Annotated in this window: 15 protein-coding genes and 1 pseudogene; 4 read left to right on the top strand and 12 right to left on the bottom strand. The window is 65.1% G+C overall.

Annotated elements, in window-relative coordinates; genetic code table 11:
* Positions 1–3: 3 nt before the first annotated feature.
* The 3 genes from P6U30_RS17510 to P6U30_RS17500 are packed head-to-tail and all read right to left on the bottom strand — an operon-like array spanning position 4 to position 3610.
* Positions 4–1377, bottom strand: a complete 1374-nt coding sequence (locus P6U30_RS17510) for an LLM class flavin-dependent oxidoreductase (RefSeq protein WP_407170141.1) — start codon at positions 1375–1377, stop codon at positions 4–6.
* A gap of 42 nt (positions 1378–1419) precedes the next feature.
* Positions 1420–2619, bottom strand: a complete 1200-nt coding sequence (locus P6U30_RS17505; RefSeq protein ID WP_407170140.1) for a CaiB/BaiF CoA transferase family protein — start codon at positions 2617–2619, stop codon at positions 1420–1422.
* Positions 2609–3610, bottom strand: a complete 1002-nt coding sequence (locus tag P6U30_RS17500; RefSeq protein ID WP_407170139.1) for an HpcH/HpaI aldolase/citrate lyase family protein — start codon at positions 3608–3610, stop codon at positions 2609–2611. The genes P6U30_RS17505 and P6U30_RS17500 overlap by 11 nt, the downstream gene beginning before the upstream one ends.
* 139 nt (positions 3611–3749) lie before the next feature.
* Between P6U30_RS17500 and P6U30_RS17495 the strand changes: the two genes are divergently transcribed.
* Positions 3750–4649, top strand: a complete 900-nt coding sequence (locus tag P6U30_RS17495) for a LysR family transcriptional regulator (protein ID WP_407152224.1) — start codon at positions 3750–3752, stop codon at positions 4647–4649.
* A 29-nt stretch (positions 4650–4678) separates the two neighbouring features.
* On the opposite strand, the gene P6U30_RS17490 is transcribed toward P6U30_RS17495, so the two are convergent.
* The 3 genes from P6U30_RS17490 to P6U30_RS17480 all read right to left on the bottom strand — a co-directional run bounded on the left by P6U30_RS17490 (position 4679) and on the right by P6U30_RS17480 (position 7266).
* Positions 4679–5215, bottom strand: a complete 537-nt coding sequence (locus P6U30_RS17490) for a flavin reductase family protein (RefSeq protein ID WP_407170138.1) — start codon at positions 5213–5215, stop codon at positions 4679–4681.
* 88 nt (positions 5216–5303) lie between these two features.
* On the bottom strand, positions 5304–5741 hold the full coding sequence (locus P6U30_RS17485; protein WP_407170476.1) for a GNAT family N-acetyltransferase: 438 nt from the start codon (positions 5739–5741) through the stop codon (positions 5304–5306).
* Between the two features lie 19 nt (positions 5742–5760).
* Positions 5761–7266: an NAD(P)H-hydrate dehydratase gene (locus tag P6U30_RS17480; RefSeq protein WP_407170137.1), complete on the bottom strand. Its 1506-nt coding sequence runs from the start codon at positions 7264–7266 to the stop codon at positions 5761–5763.
* Between the two features lie 354 nt (positions 7267–7620).
* Here P6U30_RS17480 and P6U30_RS17475 point away from each other — a divergent pair, with 354 nt between their 5' ends.
* Complete coding sequence (locus P6U30_RS17475; RefSeq protein ID WP_011441447.1) at positions 7621–7959, top strand: P-II family nitrogen regulator; 339 nt, start codon at positions 7621–7623, stop codon at positions 7957–7959.
* A gap of 150 nt (positions 7960–8109) precedes the next feature.
* Complete coding sequence (gene glnA / locus P6U30_RS17470) at positions 8110–9519, top strand: type I glutamate--ammonia ligase (protein WP_407170136.1); 1410 nt, start codon at positions 8110–8112, stop codon at positions 9517–9519.
* 190 nt (positions 9520–9709) lie between these two features.
* On the opposite strand, the gene P6U30_RS17465 is transcribed toward glnA, so the two are convergent.
* From P6U30_RS17465 to P6U30_RS17445, 5 genes are all read right to left on the bottom strand, one after another.
* The gene (locus tag P6U30_RS17465; protein WP_407170135.1) at positions 9710–9832 is read right to left on the bottom strand and encodes a hypothetical protein; all 123 of its coding nucleotides are present in this window, start codon (positions 9830–9832) and stop codon (positions 9710–9712) included.
* Between the two features lie 24 nt (positions 9833–9856).
* Positions 9857–10915, bottom strand: coding sequence for a dipeptidase (locus P6U30_RS17460; RefSeq protein ID WP_407170134.1), 1059 nt, complete (start codon positions 10913–10915; stop codon positions 9857–9859).
* Between the two features lie 65 nt (positions 10916–10980).
* Positions 10981–13275, bottom strand: coding sequence for a PAS domain S-box protein (locus P6U30_RS17455; RefSeq protein ID WP_407170133.1), 2295 nt, complete (start codon positions 13273–13275; stop codon positions 10981–10983).
* A 261-nt stretch (positions 13276–13536) separates the two neighbouring features.
* On the bottom strand, positions 13537–13767 hold the full coding sequence (locus P6U30_RS17450; protein ID WP_407170132.1) for a hypothetical protein: 231 nt from the start codon (positions 13765–13767) through the stop codon (positions 13537–13539).
* Positions 13768–14184: 417 nt separating this feature from the next.
* On the bottom strand, positions 14185–14952 hold the full coding sequence (locus P6U30_RS17445) for a gamma-glutamyl-gamma-aminobutyrate hydrolase family protein (RefSeq protein WP_407170131.1): 768 nt from the start codon (positions 14950–14952) through the stop codon (positions 14185–14187).
* 302 nt (positions 14953–15254) lie between these two features.
* Between P6U30_RS17445 and P6U30_RS17440 the strand changes: the two genes are divergently transcribed.
* Positions 15255–16394 (top strand): AI-2E family transporter, encoded by a 1140-nt coding sequence (locus P6U30_RS17440; protein WP_407170130.1) that lies wholly within the window; start codon positions 15255–15257, stop codon positions 16392–16394.
* A 65-nt stretch (positions 16395–16459) separates the two neighbouring features.
* Here P6U30_RS17440 and P6U30_RS17435 read toward each other — a convergent pair.
* Positions 16460–16755 (bottom strand): annotated as a pseudogene (locus P6U30_RS17435) (antibiotic biosynthesis monooxygenase family protein).
* Positions 16756–16859 lie beyond the last annotated feature (104 nt).

The raw sequence follows: 16859 nt of genomic DNA, 5'->3' as shown, positions 1-16859 counted from the left end.
ACGCTATCCGGTGGCGGCGTGTGCCTCCGGTGTCGCTTCGTGCGATCGGCCGCCCTGCGGCCGCGGCAGGCCCAGATTGTCGCGCAGGGTGTCGCCCTCGTACTCGCGTCGGAACAGGCCGCGGCGCTGCAATTCCGGAACGACCAGCCGCACGAAATCCTCGTAGGTGCCCGGCACATGGGTCGCGGCCACGACAAAGCCGTCGCAACCGCCTTCGGAGAACCAGCGCTCCATCTGATCGGCGACCATGGCCGGCGACCCGACGAAGGTCGGCAACTCGGCTAGCGTGCCGCGACCGCTGAACTGGACGAAGTCACGCGGGGTGGGATTGGGTGTGCCGCAGAGATTGACCACGCGGTCGCGGATCGCTTGCAGGCCGCTGATTGACTGCAACTCCTCTGACGTGAACGGCTCGTCCATCGGCTTTGCCGCGAAATCGTAGTTGAGCACCTCCGACAGCAGCGTCAACGCATCGATCGGTTTGGCGAGCCGGTTGATCGCGGCGAACTTGTCCTCGGCCTCGGCCTGGGTTTCGGCGACGACCGGATAGACCGCCGGCGCGATGCTGACGTCCCTGCCCGCCTTCGCCAGCGTCCCCTTCAGGTCCGCATATTGCTTCTTGGCGATGTCGAGGTTGGGATAGATCACGAAGATCAGTTCGCCCCAGCGCGCGGCAAAGGTCTTGCCTCGCCCGCTCTGGCCGGCCTGGATGATCACCGGGTGGCCCTGCGGCGAGCGTGGTACCGTGAACGGACCGCGCGAGCGGAAGAACTGTCCCCGATGGTCGAGCCGATGCACCTTCGCCGGATCGGCGAACAAGCCGGCCTCGCGGTCGAAGCGCAGCGCGCCGTCTTCCCAACTGTTCCAGTGCCCGAGCACGACCTCCATGAATTCGTCGGCGCGGTCGTAGCGCAGATCGTGGCTGAGATGCTGCGAGGCGCCGAAATTCGCCGCCTCGGAGTCGTTCAACGACGTCACCACGTTCCACGCCGCGCGGCCGTTGAGCAGCAGGTCCATCGTCGCGAACACGCGCGCGACATGGAACGGCTCGTAGTAGGTGGTCGAGTAAGTCACCCCAATGCCGAGACGCTGCGTCGCCAGCCCCATCGTCAGCGCGACCGTAACGGGATCGAGCTTCGCTGCGCGCACGCCGTGGCGGATCGTCTCGCGGAAGTCGTCGCCGAAGCGATCCGGAATCGCGAGGCGGTCGTCGAAGAAGGCGAGGTGGAATTTGCCGTGCTCCAGCGTGCGGCCGATGCTTTCGTAGTATTCGCGCGCGAACCAGTTCGCCTTGGATTCCGGATGACGCCAGGAGGCCGGATAGTTCGAGCAGTTCTGGGCCTGCAGGAAGCCGATCAATTTCATCTGCCTGGTCATGGCATCGTTCTTTCGTGGCAGGAGGAAGAGGAATGGGTCACCTCAGATGACCCCGTCATTGCGCAGCGTAGCGAGCATCGCTGCCGATGCTCCCGCAAGCGAGGTCAGGACCTCGTCGGTGTGGGCGCCGAGCGCAACGCCGGCGTGCTTGAACCGCGGCGGAGTGCGCGACATCCGCGGGATCGCGCTCGGCACCGCGATCGGCCCGGCGCGCGAGGGCACCTCGGCGATGTTCCCGCGGGCGCGATATTGCGGATCGTCGAAGATGTCGCGGATGCTGTAGATCGGACCGCACGGCACGTCGTAGCGCTCGCATTCAGCAAGGGTTTGCGCGAGCGGCATGCCGGCAATCCAATCGGCGACGATGCGGTTGACCTCCTCGCGGCGCACCAGCCGGGCTGCCATGGTGGCAAAGCGTGGGTCGGTCGCGAGATCGGGGCGCTGCATCGCTTCCACCAGCCGCTCGAACATCTTGTCGCTCGAACAGGCCAGCGCGACCCATTTGCCGTCGCGGGTCTCGTAATGACTGTGCGGCACGACATTGACCGTGTCGGCGCCGAGCCGCTCGCGCACGAAGCCGGTTTTGGCGAACACGGTCGCCATCTCGTCGAGCAGGCGAAACACCGATTCATAAAGCCCGATGTCGACCACCTGCCCCTCTCCCGTCGCTTCCGCATGGCGCAACGCCAGCAGCACGCCCAGCGCACCCCATAGGCCCGAAATGTAGTCGGCCAGCGAGGTCGAGCCCGGCATCACCGGCTGGCGTCCCGCCTCGCCGGCGAGATAGGCGAGACCGCTGAACCCGTGCGCGATCCGCGCGAAGCCCGGCTTGTCGCGCATCGGACCGTCCTGGCCGTAGGCGCTGACCCGCAGCATCACGAGCTTCGGATTGATCCCGCGCAACGCCTCGAAGCCGAGCCCCCATTTCTCCAGCGTGCCCGGCCTGAAATTCTCCAGCACCACGTCCGACTGCCGAACCAGTTCGCGGAACAATGATGCGCCGCGTTCGCTGCGCAGGTCGAGCGTGACCGACTTCTTGTTGCGCGCTTCGCTGAGCCAGACATAGGTGTCACCGCACTCACTCGGCGTGCCGAAGCGGCGGAGCGGATCGCCCGTGCCCGGCTGCTCGATCTTGATGACCTCGGCGCCGAAATCGGACAGCACCGTCCCGCAGAACGGTGCCGCGACGAACGTCGCGATATCGAGCACGCGTACTCCCGCAAGCGGTGGATCATGTGACATCGCGCGCTCCCTCCCTGCCCGCGGCGGCAATCGCCTGATCGCGGTCGATGATCGCCTGCGCGCGCTTCAGCACCGCCAGATCGATCAGCACGCCGTCCTGCCCGAAGGCGCCGTCGCCGCCCGCACTCGCGGACTGGATCTTGGCGATGATCTCGCGCGCCCACGACACCTCGCGCGCGGTCGGTGAGAACACCTCGTTGGCAATATCGAGCTGCGACGGATGGATCGCCCATTTGCCCTCGAAGCCGAGCGCGGCAGCTCGCTCCGCGCTGGCGCGAAACCCGACCGGATCGCCGAAGTTTGCGTAAGGACCGTCGATCGCGCGCAGGCCGTGGGCCCGGCAGGCATTGGCGATCCGCGCCAGCGCGAAATGCCATTGGTCGTTCCAATGCGCGTGCCGCCCGCCGCGTTCGTCCGGATCGGTCAGAACGGCATAGCGCGGGTCGGACGCGCCGATGACCTCGCCGCAGGTCCGCAGATCGATCGAATAGTCGCCGATGCCGAAGATCACAGCCTCGAGGCGCTCCGACGCCTGTACGATGTCCTCGACATTGGAAAGGCCGAGTGTAGTCTCGATCAGGATTTCGATGCCAAGCGGCTTGGCACGTGGAAACTCCCGCTCCAGCCCCGTCAGCAGCGCATCGACAAACCGGACGTCGAATGCGGTCCCGACCTTCGGCACCATGACCAGATCAAGGCGCGGACAGCGGCCGGCAATCTCGATGATGTCGCGATGGGCCCATTCGGTGTCGAGGCCGTTGATCCGCACCGCGAGCGTCTTGTTGCCCCAGTCGATGCGGTTCAGTGCCTCGATCGCGATCTCGCGCGCCTCCGGCTTGCGCGCCGGCGCCACGGCATCCTCAAGATCGAGAAAGATGAAATCGGCTGCGCTACGCGCGGCGCGCTCGAAGAAGTGCGTCGAGGTCGCGGGCACCGCGAGCTCGGAACGCTCGACACGGCGGATGCGCGGCTTGGGGATGGTGAAGGACATCGGGACATCTTTTCGGCAGGCGCCGCGGGATCGGCTCCCGCAGCCAATGCAATCATGCTAGATGTCCGGCACTGATCTTTCTAACGAGATTATCTTAAGAACAGTTCAGTTCGTCGGAACAATCAGCCCGAGCCAATCGATGTCGCCGATCAATTTCAAGCTGCTGCACATGTTCATCGCGGTCGCGGAGAACAAGAGCTTCCGCCAGGCGTCCGAGCAGCTCAACCGCTCGCAGTCTGCGGTCAGCATGCAGATCAAGCTGTTGGAGGATCAGGTCGGCGCCGCGCTGTTTCACCGCACCACGCGGCGCGTCGAATTGACCGCGGAAGGGCTGCAACTCCTCACCCATGCACGGCGCGCGCTGGGCGAATGGGAGAACGGGCTGCGCGAGATCCGCGAGGTGATCGACATCCAGCGCGGCACGCTGTCACTGGCCTGCGTTCCGACCATCGCGGCAACCGCGCTGCCGCAGGCGCTGTACGCGTTTCAGGCCAGCTATCCCGGCATCAACATCAACCTGCGGGAGCTTGCGGCCGAGGACATGCTCGACTGCCTGCGCCGCCGGGAAGCCGATTTCGGCATCGGGCCCGAGATGGACGGCTCGACCGAGTTTCAGTTCGCGCCGTTGTTCAGGGACCCGATCTATGCGCTGGCGACGCGCGCATTCCCGTTCCGCAAGCGCAGCGCGGTCGATCTCGCCGAGCTCTCGGCCTATCCGATTCTGCTCAACTCGAAATCGGCGGCGCTGCGATCGATGCTGGAGCGCGCGCTCGCGGTGCGCGATCTCCAGATGAAGATCAAGTTCGAGGTCGAGCACAGCCACACGCTGAGCGCGCTGGCCGGAGCCGGGCTCGGTGTCGGCATCCTGCCGAGGATCGCGCTGCCGCGGCCCCTGAAAAAGACCATGCAGGCGCTGCCCATCGTCAATCCGACGCTGGAGCGCACCGTCTGCATCGTCTCGCTGAAGGGACAATCGTTCTCGCCGGCCGCAAGCGCGCTGACCGCGACTGTCCAGAAGCTGTTCAGGGCCCGCGCCTGAGCCGGCGCGGCCGGCCGACCTCAGCCGGCCTACGGCGCCAGCGCGCAGAACCGACCGCCGAAATAGACCAGCGGGGCATCACCGTCGCGCTGATGCACGGCGCGGACCTCGCCGACGAAGATCGAATGGGTATCGTACGCGTGCTCGCCAACGAGCTCGCAGTCGAGGCCGACCAGCGCGCTCTTCAGGATCGGCGCCCCCGTGGCGAGCGACAGCCAGCTCTCAGCACCGAAGCGATCGTCGCGCTCGATGCCACGGCGGCCGGCGAACACATTCGCAAGCTCCTCCTGCCCGGCGCGCAGCATGTTGACGCCGAACGCCGCGGTGCGCCGGATCAATTCATGCGCGCTCGCCGAGCGGTTGACGCAGGCGATCAGCCGCGGCGGCGTATCCGACAGCGAGCAGACCGACGTCGCCGTGAGCCCGGTCCTGTCGCCGGGCGTGCCTGCCGACAGGATCACCACGGCGCCGGCGTGATAGCGCATGGCCGCACGATACGACACGGCATCGATGCCCGGAACGGTCGCCTGGGAGGCTGTGGAAAGCGAGCTGGTTGATGTGATCATCGGACTGTTCCGCGCAAGACAACGTCGCGGAACGTATAGGCGACGCGCATCGATCGCTGAAACGCAAATATCTAACGGCTTGTTCAGATCATCCGATCAATGCGGACAATTCGGCCGGCTGCCGCGTCCACAGATAGCGGATATCGGGCTCCCTCTCTTCGTTGCGGCTGCCGTCGGTCTCTTCGACCACCACGAAGCCACGCGCTTCGTAGAAGCGGCGCGCTCGCGCATTGCGTTGAAACGTCCACAACTGCAACCGGTGCGCCTCCTGCTTGGCGATCTCGAGCAGCGCGCTGCCAATCCCGCGGCCCTGTGCGGCAGGCAGGACATAGAGCTGCTCGATCCAGTCGTCATGGAACGCGATCACGCCACTCATCGCCTCGCCATCAAACGTGCCCCACAGCGTGAAGCTGGCAAACATACGTTCGCGATAGAACAAGCGGTCCTCGTCCGGCGTGTGCAGGCCGGTCAGCCATGGCATCGCCTGATCGAATGCCGCCCGGTGCACGCGGGCGGCCGCGTCCATGTCGGCGAGCGCGAGCCGTCTAATATTCAATGCCGAACTCGTCGTAGATCCGGCGGAACACCGCGGGCAGCACCTCGGTCAGATCCTCCGCGATCAGACCGGGCCCGGCCTCGCCGGCGCCCTCGCCGTGCATCCACACGCCGATGCCGGCGGCCTCGAAGGCCGGCACGCCCTGCGCCAGGAAGCCCGCGATGATCCCGGATAGCACGTCGCCGGCGCCGGCAGTCGCAAGCCAGGGCGGCGCATTGGCGGCGATGGTGGCGCGGCCGTCGGGCGATGCAACCACGGTGTCGGCCCCCTTCAGCAGCACCACGGCGCCGGACCGCTCGGCCGCGGCGCGGACGCGCTCGAGCTTGGAGCGTCCGGGATACTTGTTGGAGATTTCGCTGAACAGCCGTGGGAATTCGCCCTCATGCGGGGTCAGCACCACCTGCTGGCCGTCGGAAGCCTTGATCGCCTCGAACAGCCGGTCCGGCGCGCTCGCAAAACTCGTCAGCGCGTCGGCGTCGAGCACCAGATGCCGCTGCGCCGACAGCGCGGTGTGGACGAAATCGCGCGTGCGCGCATTGATGCCGACACCGGGCCCGATCACGCAGGCATTGAGCCTTTTGTCGCCGAGCAGTTCGGCGAACTGGATCGGGTTGTCGACCGCGCGCACCATCACCGCGGTCAACGCCGCGGCATTGACCGCCAGCGCGTCGCGCGGCGAAGCCAGTGTCACGAGGCCCGCGCCGGCGCGCAACGCTCCGCGCGCGGCGAGCCGGGCGGCGCCCGTCGAGGCGATGTCGCCCGACACCACCACCGCATGCCCGCGGGCGTATTTGTGGCCGTCCATCCGCGGCACCGGGAACGACCAGCGCCAGGCCTGCGGCAGGTTCTCGGCGGTCAGCGGCTTGATCTCGTCCAGCACTTGCGGATCGATGCCGATATCGGCGACGCGCACCCGGCCGCAATGCATCCGACCCGGCAGCAGCAGATGAGCCGGCTTCTTGCGGAAGAAGGTCACGGTCTCGACGGCCTGCACTGCGGCGCCCATCACCGCGCCTGACGTGCCGTTGATGCCGCTCGGCAGGTCGACGGCCAGCACCGGCGCGCCGTTGGCGTTGATCGCCGCGATCATCTCCAGCGGATCGCCCTTGACCGGCCGGTTGAGCCCGGCGCCGAACAGCGCATCGATGATCAGTGCCGGCTTGCCGATGCCCAGAGCCTGCGGGTTGAACGGCAGCACCGGATACTTCCAGCCCTTCGCCGCCAGCGCGGCATCGCCCTGCAGGCTGTCGCGCTCGCACAGCAAGATGACCGAGACCTCGCGGCCGCGCGCCGCGAGCTCGGCGGCGGCGACAAATCCGTCACCGCCGTTGTTGCCGCGGCCGGCGACCACGATGATCGGCCCCTCCTCGACCAGGTCCATCGCCGCCTCGGCGACCGCCTGGCCCGCGCTCATCATCAAGGCGAAGCCGGGCGTGCCGGCCGCGATGGTCAGCCGGTCGGCACGCTCCATCTCGGAAGTGGTCAGAACGTCCATGCCGAATCCTCAATCTCTTCGCCTTTTCGAGAGGCAATTCCCATGACGTTCGCAGGGTTTTGACCGGTCGATTGCACACATATTGGTCACTTTGCCTATTCGATAGGCTTGGATATCATGCCCATTGTGGTTCGATATCATCCGATTGCCTGTTAAAAGGCTGATAACGTTCCGAAATCGGGGGCCCTGACAAATTGGCATAGACCCTGCTTTTGAGGAAGCCGCTCGCAATGGCACGTTGTGCGGCCATTGTGCGTGTTTCCGGCCCGGCGCCGGAAGCCTTAATATTCACCGGACTGCGCCCCATGCGCATCGACGACGACCCTGCAATCTGCAATGCCCGGGAGGCGCTCAGTGAAAAAGATTGAAGCCATCATCAAGCCTTTCAAGCTCGACGAGGTGAAGGAAGCGCTCCAGGAGGTCGGACTGCAAGGCATCACCGTCACCGAGGCCAAGGGTTTCGGGCGGCAGAAGGGTCACGCCGAGCTCTATCGCGGCGCGGAATACATCGTCGACTTCCTGCCCAAGGTGAAGATCGAGATCGTGATCGGCGACGACCTGGTCGAGAAGGCGATCGACGCGATCCGCCGCGCAGCCCAGACCGGGCGCATCGGCGACGGCAAGATCTTCGTCTCCAACATCGAGGAAGCCATCCGCATCCGGACCGGCGAATCCGGGCTGGACGCTATTTGAGCCCGATGCTATCCGGATTTTGCGACCCCAAAAGAGAAAAAAGGCTGCTTCGGCAGCCTGATTTCGTTTGAGTGGTCACACCATCTCGCCACAAGCGGGAATAATGTCGCCGATCGCTGGAACCGACCCGCACATCCATAAGGGGTATTCATGAAGACCGCCAAAGACGTCCTGAAGATGATCAAGGACAACGACGTGAAATACGTCGACCTGCGCTTCACCGATCCGCGTGGCAAATGGCAGCACGTGACCTTCGACGTCAGCATGATCGAAGAGGACACCTTTGCCGAAGGTCAGATGTTCGACGGCTCCTCGATCGCCGGCTGGAAGGCGATCAACGAATCCGACATGTGCCTGATGCCGGACCCGGTCACCGCGACGATCGACCCGTTCTTCGCCGAGACCACCATGGTCATCGTCTGCGACGTGCTCGAGCCGACCACCGGCGAGCCCTACAACCGCGACCCCCGCGGCATCGCCAAGAAGGCGGAGGCGATGGTGAAGTCGATGGGCGTGGGCGACACCGTGTTCGTCGGCCCCGAGGCCGAGTTCTTCGTGTTCGACGACGTGCGCTATGCGGCCGACCCCTACAACACCGGCTTCAAGCTGGACTCCTCCGAGCTGCCGATCAACTCGGCCACCGAATATGAGGGCGGCAACCTCGGCCACCGCATCCGCACCAAGGCCGGCTACTTCCCGGTGCCGCCGCAGGACTCGGTGCAGGACATGCGCTCGGAGATGTTAGGGGCCATGGCCAAGATGGGCGTCAAGGTCGAGAAGCATCACCACGAGGTGGCATCGGCCCAGCACGAGCTCGGCATGAAGTTCGACACGCTGACGCTGATGGCCGACCAGATGCAGATCTACAAGTACTGCATCCATCAGGTCGCGCACATCTACGGCAAGACCGCCACCTTCATGCCGAAGCCGGTCTATGGCGACAACGGCTCGGGCATGCACGTCCACCAGTCGATCTGGAAGGACGGCAAGCCGACCTTTGCCGGCAACAAGTATGCCGACCTGTCTGAGACCTGCCTGCACTACATCGGCGGCATCATCAAGCACGCCAAGGCGATCAACGCCTTCACCAACCCGTCGACCAACTCCTACAAGCGCCTGGTCCCGGGCTATGAAGCGCCGGTGCTGCTTGCCTATTCCGCGCGCAACCGTTCGGCGTCCTGCCGCATCCCCTACACGGCAAACCCGAAGGCCAAGCGCGTCGAGGTGCGCTTCCCCGATCCGATGGCCAACCCCTATCTCGGCTTCGCCGCGATGCTGATGGCCGGCCTCGACGGCATCAAGAACAAGATCGATCCCGGTCCGGCGATGGACAAGGACCTCTACGACCTGCCGAAGGAGGAGCTGAAGCAGATCCCGACCGTCTGCGGCAGCTTGCGCGAGGCGCTGGAGAACCTCGACAAGGACCGCGCGTTCCTCAAGCACGGCGGCGTGTTCGACGACGATTTCATCGACGCCTTTATCGAGCTGAAGATGACCGAGGTCGCCCGCTTCGAGATGACCCCGCACCCGGTCGAGTTCGAGATGTACTACTCATTGTAAGCCATCGCGGCTTCAAAGATGCAAAAGGCGCTTCCGTCGGAAGCGCCTTTTGTTTTGTGCGGGATGTTTCCGCTTCCGTTATTGCGAGGAGCGCAGATTCGTAGGATGGGTGGAGCGAAGCGATACCCATCATTTCACACCTTGCGAGAACGATGGGTTTCGCTGCGCTCTACCCATCCTACGGGTTGAATTACACCCGGAACAGCTTCGTGTAGCGCGCCTTGATCTGCTCGCTCTGCGCCTGCACCTCAGCCGGATCAGCCTTCAACAGCTTCAGCTTTTCGAGCGGCACATGCCCCGCCTTCTCCGTCACCCCTACGCGCGCTGAAGGCGAAATTCATCGCCAGCTTTGACGGAACATCCGCATCCAATTGCCAAGAGCGACCTTGTGCAGCGTGGCGTCATCGAAGCCGTGCGCGCGCAGCCCCTGGATCAAGTTCGGGAGATGACTTGCATCCCTGAGTGGAAGAGGCATGACCGCGCCATCGAAGTCGGACCCCAGCGCCACGTGCTCGTCACCCATCCGCTCGACCAGGTAACTAAAATGGTCGACCACCGTCTCGATCGGGACGTTCGGGTCACTGTGCCCGTCCGGGCGCACTTCGGACACGCTGAAATTGAATCCCACGACGCCGCCTGATGCCCTGATGGCATCAAGCTGCCGGTCGGTCAGGTTGCGGGTCGCGCGGCATATCGCATGCGCGCAGGCATGCGTTGCCACGATCGGCGCGGTGCTGAGCGCCGCGACGTCCCAGAAGCCGCGCTCATTGAGGTGAGCGACGTCGAGCATGATGCCGAGCTGATTGCAGGCCTTCACCAACGCTTTCCCCGCGTCGGTCAAGCCGGGACCGGTGTCCGGGGAACGCGGATAGGCGAACGGCACCCCGTGGCCGAAGATGTTGGGACGGCTCCAGACCGGGCCGAGCGAACGCAAGCCGCGCGCATAAAGCGTTGCCAGCCCGTCCAAGTCAGCGTCGATCGCTTCCGCGCCTTCCAGGTGCAGCACGATCGCGAACGCCGCGTCTCGCCGCGCCGCCCCGATCTCGTCGACAGTTGTGGCCCAGCGGATTTGTCCGGCAGCGCGGGCCACCATGGTCTCCAGCGCGCTCAACTGCGCGTCTATGGTGCGGCGCGCGTAGGCTGGATCGAGCGGATCCGCAAGACGCACCTCGTATCCGTCGGCGGTTCGCGTGAAATCGCCTTCCCTCGGACGTTCAGCCCTAGCGAACAGCGCGAACAGTCCGCCGACCATGCCGCCCTCTTGCGCACGCGGCAGATCGAGGTGGCCCTTATCAGAGCGCGCCAGAAAATCCCGCCCACCGTCCCGGTACTCAGCGAGATGCTGAACCGCGTCATTGTGGCCATCGAAGATCGCAACCTTGCCGCTTGCTTGCACTGTGCTGCTCTCCGGTCCGAATTTGCTTCAATCACGCTACGGCTGCGCGTTAACGAGTCCATCCTTTAGGTCTTGCCCGGCGGGTTCTCGCGCAGGAAGCGCTCCAGATCGGGCTGCACGGAGTAAGGCTGCGGAACCGGGTCCCCCTGAAAGTCGACCTGAAGATCAAGGCAGCGCCGCAGCATCCGCGCCAGCTCAGCGCGCCGGTAGGGCTTGGTCAGCAGCGGAAGGCCATGTCCCGGGCGCCCCGGCGCCGGCAGCGCGCCATCGCTGTAGCCCGAGGTGAACAGCACCCGCAGCGCCGGGCGCCCGGCCATCAACGTGTCAGCCAATTGCCGCCCGTTCATGCGGCCGGGCATCACAATGTCGGTGAACAGGAGATCGAACGCCGCGCCGCGATTGGCGATCTCAAGCGCAGCGTCGGCATTGGCCGCGACGAGGACCTTGTAGCCCAGACCCTCGAGCTGGCCGGTGACGTATTCCCGGATCTTGTCGTCGTCCTCGACGCACAGAACGGTTTCGTCGCCGCCGCGGAGCGGCTGGTCGGTCTCTTCCACCGGAACGAGCGCGGTGCCCTCGGCCTTGGGCAGGTAGATCCTGAAGGTCGCGCCCTGTCCCTCCGCGCTCAGCGCCTCGATGCCGCCGCCCGTCTGCTTGACGAAGCCGAACACCATGCTGAGCCCGAGCCCGCTGCCCTGCCCCACCTGCTTGGTTGAAAAGAACGGGTCGAAGATCTTCTCCAGATGCGTCGGCGAAATCCCCATGCCGGTATCCGTCACCTCGATCACAAGGTGATCGCCGGCCCGCTCGACGCCACGCGCCACTGCATCGGGAATGCCGAGCTGGATGTTGCGGGTGGCGAAGATCAGCGTTCCGCCGTCCGGCATGGCATCGCGCGCGTTGATCGCGAGATTGACCAGCGCGGCACTGAGCTGGCTGCGGTCGACGAAGGCGAGCCAGGCGTCGCGGGCAAGCTCCGCCCTGATCTCGATCCGCGAGCCCAGCGTCTGCGACAGCAGCCGCACCACATCACCAATGAGAGCGTTGACGTCGGTTTCGGCAGGTTGCAGCGGCTGCTTGCGGGCGAACGCCAGCAGGCTCGCCGTCAACTGCGCGCCGCGATCGGCGGCGTCGCTGATCAGCTTGGCGATCGAGGCCAGGTGCGGCGTGTCCTTGACGCCATCGGAGAGGATCTCGATCGTGCCGGTGATCACCGTCAGCATGTTGTTGAAGTCGTGGGCGATGCCTCCGGTCAACTGCCCGACCGCCTCCATCTTCTGTGCCTGAATCAACTGTTCCTGCGCCGCGCGCCGCTGCGTCACGTCACGCACGAAGGCGTTGATGACGTAGCCATCGCCGCGGCGCAGCGCGCTCAGCGACACTTCGACGAAGAACCGATGGCCGTCGCGGTGCAGCGCCTCGGACTCATAGCGCATGCCCATGCCGCCGGCTGCGATCTCCTGCAGAAAGCGGGCGATCCGCTGCCGATGCGCGTCCCGTAGCTGTTCCGGAAACACCAGCTCGACCACCTTGCGACCGACCGCATCCGATCGCGTCCATCCGGTCAGCGCTTCCGCCTGCGAGCTCCAGTCGAGGATGATTCCGTCCTGGTCGGTCTGCACGAATGCATCGAGCGCGGTTTTGACGATGGCCTGCGCCATTTGCTCGCTCGCGACCAGCGCCTCGTGCGCCCGTCGTCGCGCGGTAATGTCGTGTAGCACCGTGACGGCGCCACGAAGCTTGCCGGCGTCATCGCGCAATGGCCGGGCATTGGCCAGCAGGCGAACACCTTGCTCGTCCGGCCGGAGCTTCACGATCAGCTCGAGATCGTCAACCTGTTCGCCGCGCAGCGCACGCGCTAGAGGCAACTCCGAAATCGGCATCGCGGTCTCACCGCCGGCGTATTGGCACCGGAAGGCCCGTGCTCCCGCCAGGATGTTGAAACCTGGCTCGACGCCGAGCAATCGCCGCGCAGCAGCGTTGATGATCACGATCGCCCCGCAATGGTCGACAACCACGACCGGGTCGCGAATGCTCTCGACGGTCTTCTCCAGCAAGCTCTGTCGGGTACCCAATCTCGCGGACAGCTCGGCGAGCGCGCCCTTGCCCGTTTCCTGGTTGCCGCTCGAAGGCATCGTCTCGCCGCGAGACAGTCGCTCGACCGCCCACGCCACCTCGGCCAGCGGCGCCGACAGCGACCGCCCGATCATTGCGGCCATCACAAGCGCCAGCACTGCGCCGACCGCACCTGCCGCCAGCAACAGGCCAGGCGACGCGACGCCATGGATGAACGCCACGGCGAGCAGGGTCACGACGACGGGGAGCATCGTCCCGAGCGCCAGGCGGCCCGATAAATTCATCCCAACCAACTCATCGTGATCCGCAGCACCGGAGCAGGAAAGCAAGGCAGTATATCGGCAAGGGACCGTCAGCGCCGGGCAGTATCCGGTGACTTCCGTCGTGCTGCCTAGCCGGTTCGGCCGGACCTCCGCCTCTTCTACATCCGTAAAATTACGGAAGACGCAGTCCAAAGATCGATCGGCACGTCGCAGCGGCACGAAGTCTAAGCCGGGACAGACCGTTGTTCAATGCAGCAATCACAGGTTGTTTTCCACGCCAACCTAGCAAATCATCGCATTGTCGCCGTGATCGCAGACATCGCGGGGCGGCGCGGAGAAAATGACATGCGGGGCCCGGAGGCGGGCATGGTCGTAAGTCCAATCACTGCCGGGCAGAGAGGACTTGCCTCTCACGGCATATCGCTTGGTGCTGCCGTTCTCGTGAGCAGCGGCTGGCATCGCGAGCAAGCCGATCGCAACCGATCCGGCCAGCAAGCATTTGATGGTGGTCATCGGGCCTCTCCTGACGGGATGCAACAAGCCGAGGCTTGTCCTCTCGGCCGTTGGTGGCTTTGCGTCTCACCATGATCGGTCCGCGCCGCGTTTCATTCCCGACGTCTCCCGATGCACGCAGGTCCGGGGGCTTCATCTTGCCGCGCCCATGCCACTGAGTTGCCCGACGGCGCGATGCGAGGGCGAAACGAAATGCAAAACTCGGACACCTCATGTCGCGAGAACGCGGACTCTCATCCACTCGATGGTCATGCCCGCGCAGGCGGGCATCCAGTACACCGCAGCCTCTCGGCTTAAATACCAGCGTCTCTGGAATACTGGATCACCCGCATGCCCGGCCCGGGTGATGACCCTTAGCGATCCGACCCGCCGCACGCCGCAAATTCAGTGTCGTTCCGGAAGCAGCCAGATGTATCGCTACGCCGCCCGCCGCTCGCGCAGAGCGTCGCCGAAAGCCTCAAACAGCGCGCGGTTGATCGGATTGCGCTGCGGATCGTATTCGGCGTGCCACTGCACGCCGAGCGCGAATCCGGGCGCATCGGCGATGCGGATCGCCTCGATGGTGCCGTCCTCGGCAATGCCCTCGATCACGACGCGCTTTCCGGGTTCGAGGATGCCCTGCCCGTGCAGCGAATTGACGCGGATGGTCTCGCAGCCGAGGATCCGTGCGAACGCGCCGCCCGGGGTCAGCGTGACGTCGTGACGATCGGCGAACACGACCGTGGGATCGGGATGGATCTCGCCGTTCTCCAGCCGCGGCATGCGATGGTTCATGCGGCCGGGTATCTCGCGTATCTCCGGATGCAGTGAGCCGCCGAAGGCGACGTTCATCTCCTGCAGGCCGCGGCAGATGCCGAAGATCGGCACGCCGCGCGCGACGCAGGCCTCGGACAGCGCCAGCGCAACGTCGTCACGATGGATGTCGTAAGGTTCGTGGGCCGCGCAAGGCTCGGTATTGAAGCGGGTCGGATGGACGTTGGCACGTGCTCCGGTCAGAACCACGCCGTCGACCACGTCGAGCAATGCGGCAACATCGGTGATTTCTGGGGTTCCCGCGAACATCAGGGGCACCGCACCGGACACTTCGGCAACCGCGCGAAGATTGCGCTCTCCAACCATCTGGACTGTGAAACGATTTTCAATGCGATGGGCGTTTCCGATCACGCCAACCACGGGCCGTCTCATTATCTACGTCTCGCGCAATGATTATTCTAAGTTTGCTACGATTCCGAGATGATCATGCCTTCGAGTTCTGGCCGGATCAACCGTCTATAACTGCACATGACGGTTGCAGCCCTGCACAAAGCCGGATCCCGAGCCAGCGCCCGGGACCTGCGATCGGCCCAGGCGCTCCGGGGGGCGAGCCCGCCCGCCCCGGAGCCGGTCGCGGCCGGTCAGCGTCAAACCGGCCCAGCCCGGCTGGCTTGATCCCGGAGGCGATTTCGCCAAAGACTGCGTCGGAATACCGGAGCGAGGGGGAATCACCCGTGACAGATTCGGCTGACAATCGCCAGCAGGCCCGCAACGACATGGCGTGGGCGATTGCCGTCGGCGGCATCGGCGCAGTGCTGTTCGCGGCCCTGCTGACGTTCGCCTGGCATTTCGCCGCGACCCTGTTCCTGCTGTTCGCGGGCATGCTGCTCGGCGTCGGGCTGAACGCGATGACCACCCTGCTCGGCCGCCTGACCAGGCTCCCCCACGCGGTGCGGCTCATGCTCGTCTGTCTTGCGTTGGCGGGCCTGCTGTCCGGCATCGTGTTCCTCGGCGGTACCACGATCGCGCAGCAGGCGACGGTGTTGAGCAACACCATCAAGTCACAGCTCGGCAGCGTGAAGCAGTTCCTCGAGCAGCACGGCGTCGATACCAGCTATCTCGATTTCACCGCGGCGGCCGAAGCGAAACCGGAGGGCGCGCCCGCGACGACCACAACCACGGCGCCCGCGACACCCTCGCCGCACGGTCTGCCGGGCGCCGGTGCGCTGGCCTCGAGCGGCGGAGCCATCATCAGCCAGACGCTGAAGGTCCTGCTCGGCACCGTCAGCGTCGTCGGCAACTTCTTCATCGTGCTGTTCCTGGGCCTGGCCTTCGCCGCCCAGCCGAGCATCTACCGCGCCGGGCTGCTGTTCATCGCGCCGGCCAAGTACCGCACGCAGGCGACCATCATCGTCGACCACATCGGCGATACGCTCGAGCGCTGGCTGATCGCGCAGATCATCACGATGACCGCGGTGTTCCTCGTCACCTGGATCGGACTGGCGATCATCGGCATCCCGAGTTCGTTCATCCTCGGCATTCAGGCCGGCCTGCTCGCCTTCATCCCGACCGTCGGCGCGATCCTCGGCGGATTGATCGTGGTGCTGGCCAGTCTCGCCACCGGGTGGATCGCGGCGCTGTCCGCCTTCATCCTGTTCCTCGGCGTGCACGCGCTGGAAAGCTACGTGCTGACGCCGATCATTCAGCGCCAGGCGCTCGATATCCCGCCGGCGACACTGTTCGCGTTCCAGATCCTGCTCGGTGTCGTGTTCGGCGTCTGGGGGCTGGCGCTGGCACTGCCGCTGATGGCGATCGCCAAGGTGATGATCGACCACTTCAAGGCGGAGAACAAAGCGCCTGCGCACGCCGCCTAGGGCTTTCACGCGAAGCGGACGCCGGTGCGCGCGAACAAAACGCGCCAAGACCAGGATCGATCGCCTCAGGTGGTCAGCACCGTCTCGGTGTGCTCGACCTCGGGAGGCGCCGCGAAGTACGGGCCGACCAGCGCGCGCCAGGCGGTGAAATCCTCCGAGCCGCGGAAATCGACGGTGTGGTTCTCCAGCGTCTCCCACTTTGCCATCAGCCGGTAGCGGGACGGCTTCTCGATCGATTTGTGCAGTTCAAGCCCTTGCCGCCCTTGGCGCGCAGGAACAGCGGACGCGCCTTGGCGACCGCAGCTTCAAAATCCTTCTCGCTGCCGGGCTTGACGTCGATGAGTGCGATTTCCGTGATCATTGGGCTTTGGCCTCTGCCGTGGCGCTTTCGACCGACGTGGATGCCGGTTCGCGTAAAGAAAGCGCGTCAAAACAAAAATCCGAAGCTCCGTCTCTAGCCCAGCC

This window comes from Bradyrhizobium sp. ORS 111, from assembly GCF_045571485.1.
In the GTDB taxonomy this organism is placed as follows: domain Bacteria; phylum Pseudomonadota; class Alphaproteobacteria; order Rhizobiales; family Xanthobacteraceae; genus Bradyrhizobium.
The sequence above is the reverse complement of the archived record's forward strand: the minus strand, read 5'-3'. Positions and strand labels throughout refer to the sequence as shown.

What these genes read in the sequence shown, in the direction of transcription:
- P6U30_RS17510 (WP_407170141.1), bottom strand. Translation starts at nt 1,377, where the DNA reads ATGACCAGGCAGATGAAATTGATCGGCTTCCTGCAGGCCCAGAACTGC.
- P6U30_RS17505 (WP_407170140.1), bottom strand. Translation starts at nt 2,619, where the DNA reads ATGTCACATGATCCACCGCTTGCGGGAGTACGCGTGCTCGATATCGCG.
- P6U30_RS17500 (WP_407170139.1), bottom strand. Translation starts at nt 3,610, where the DNA reads ATGTCCTTCACCATCCCCAAGCCGCGCATCCGCCGTGTCGAGCGTTCC.
- P6U30_RS17495 (WP_407152224.1), top strand. Translation starts at nt 3,750, where the DNA reads ATGTCGCCGATCAATTTCAAGCTGCTGCACATGTTCATCGCGGTCGCG.
- P6U30_RS17490 (WP_407170138.1), bottom strand. Translation starts at nt 5,215, where the DNA reads ATGATCACATCAACCAGCTCGCTTTCCACAGCCTCCCAGGCGACCGTT.
- P6U30_RS17485 (WP_407170476.1), bottom strand. Translation starts at nt 5,741, where the DNA reads ATGGACGCGGCCGCCCGCGTGCACCGGGCGGCATTCGATCAGGCGATG.
- P6U30_RS17480 (WP_407170137.1), bottom strand. Translation starts at nt 7,266, where the DNA reads ATGGACGTTCTGACCACTTCCGAGATGGAGCGTGCCGACCGGCTGACC.
- glnA (WP_407170136.1), top strand. Translation starts at nt 8,110, where the DNA reads ATGAAGACCGCCAAAGACGTCCTGAAGATGATCAAGGACAACGACGTG.
- P6U30_RS17455 (WP_407170133.1), bottom strand. Translation starts at nt 13,275, where the DNA reads ATGAATTTATCGGGCCGCCTGGCGCTCGGGACGATGCTCCCCGTCGTC.
- P6U30_RS17450 (WP_407170132.1), bottom strand. Translation starts at nt 13,767, where the DNA reads ATGACCACCATCAAATGCTTGCTGGCCGGATCGGTTGCGATCGGCTTG.
- P6U30_RS17445 (WP_407170131.1), bottom strand. Translation starts at nt 14,952, where the DNA reads ATGAGACGGCCCGTGGTTGGCGTGATCGGAAACGCCCATCGCATTGAA.